The following is a 1,753-nucleotide window of genomic DNA, read 5'->3' on the forward strand; positions in this document are numbered from 1 at the left end:
GGAAAGACGTTGTTGGTGCCGGTAGAGATCGTGACGATGGGGACGCAGCCGCAACCTTTCCCAACGACGCGGTTAGTGCCATCGCCGCCCAAGACCACGATGCTGCCGACGTTCATCTCGCACAGCCGCCTTGCCGCCGTAGTCGAATCCTCGTCGGTTGATGTCATCGGCATATCCAGAATGTCGGCGCGCAGCGAGGATAGTCTCAACCCATCCAACGCCCTTTCTCCGATGCTGTAGTAATCGGGCATGATGCTCACCCGATCAATGCCAATGGCGTCCAGGGCCAGCAGCGCCCGTTGCAAGATGTTGACCTTTTCGTTGTTACTGAACACAGACGCATGGGCGACCAGACGGCGAATGTCCTTACCAGAAGCCGGGTTGGCGATGATCCCTACATGCGACATGAAGTGTCTTTCTTCAAAGTTCTCTTTACAATGCGAGAGCTTTGAATTACTCCTGAAATTCGGCAAATCGTCATTCCTGCGAAAGCAGGAATCCAGTCCTTTCAAGACCTTCTGGATCCCCGGCTACGCGGGAATGACAAAGTAGGGGTATTTTTCAAAGGTCTCAATGCTCCGCTCCGTAGATTACATCCGGAGCTTTCGAATGTCTCCATGCAAGTTTTATGGAAGCATGAGTTACTTGGGCGGTATTGCCCTTAAAAGCACTCAGCTATCAGCCGTCAGCCTGAGCGCGTCAGGTGTATTTGGCCAAAAACTGATAGCTGAGTGACAACCATAGTTATGCGACAGCCTCCTTGACTGCGGCACCGATTTTGGCCGGGCTGGGAATATAGGCATCCTCCAGCGGAGGGCTAAATGGTACCGGCGTGTGCGGTGCCGTGACCGTTCGCGGCGCCGAGTCCAGGTAGGCAAATGCCTGCTGAGCGGCCAGCGTGACAATGTCATTGGCGACACTGCAGCGCGGATTGCCCTCGTCCACAACCACCAGCCGGTGAGTCTTTTTGACCGATTCGAGAATGGTGCTTTCGTCCAGCGGTGAGAGACTTTGCGGGTCAACAACTTCAACGTCAATACCGTCCTTGGCCAGAGCTTCTGCCGCTTGCATGGCAAACAGCCTCATGCGGCCGATGGCGACCACGGTCACGTCCTTGCCGGGGCGGGCGATCTCGGCCTTGCCGAGCGGGACGATATATTCGCCCTCAGGCACCGGTCCCGACGAGTCGAGGAGTACGAGATGCTCCATGTAAATCACCGGGTCGTCGTCGCGGATGGCCGCCATGAGCAGGCCCTTGGCGTTGTACGGCGTGGAAGGCGCGACGACCTTGAGGCCTGGCATGTGTGTAAAGATCGAATACAGCACAGCCGAATGCTGGGCGGCTGCGCGAAAGCCGGCACCGTACAGCGTGCGGATCACCATCGGCACCTTGGCCTTGCCGCCGAACATGTAGCGCATCTTGCCGCCTTGGTTGAAAATCTGATCCAAGCACACACCTAAAAAGTCTACAAACATCAACTCGGCGATGGGGCGCAGGCCGGTGGAAGCCGCGCCGACGGCCGCACCGATGAACGACGATTCACTGATGGGTGTGTCGAGCACGCGCGACCGGCCAAACTCTTGGACGAGGCCCTTGGTGACGCCCAGGTCACCGCCCCACGCTTCCTCGCCCTTTTCCTCCAGATGCGTAGCCGCACCGCCCGCCACGTCCTCGCCCATCAGAATCACAGCGGAGTCCCGGCGCATCTCTATCCGGATGGCCTCATTGATAGCTTCACGGTAAGTAATAATT

At 57.6% G+C, this 1,753-nt stretch carries 2 protein-coding genes; both read right to left on the minus strand.

All coding sequences use genetic code 11. From position 1 onward, the window contains the following. Positions 1–407, minus strand: a 407-nt coding sequence (locus NTW95_15170) for an NAD(+)/NADH kinase (GenBank protein ID MCX6558746.1), incomplete at its 3' end; no start/stop codon positions are given. A gap of 337 nt (positions 408–744) precedes the next feature. Then, complete coding sequence (locus NTW95_15175) at positions 745–1,752, minus strand: alpha-ketoacid dehydrogenase subunit beta (GenBank protein MCX6558747.1); 1,008 nt, start codon at positions 1,750–1,752, stop codon at positions 745–747. Between the last annotated feature and the right edge of the window lies 1 nt (position 1,753).

The sequence above is a fragment of the Candidatus Aminicenantes bacterium genome, assembly GCA_026393795.1.
GTDB lineage: Bacteria > Acidobacteriota > Aminicenantia > UBA2199 > UBA2199 > UBA2199.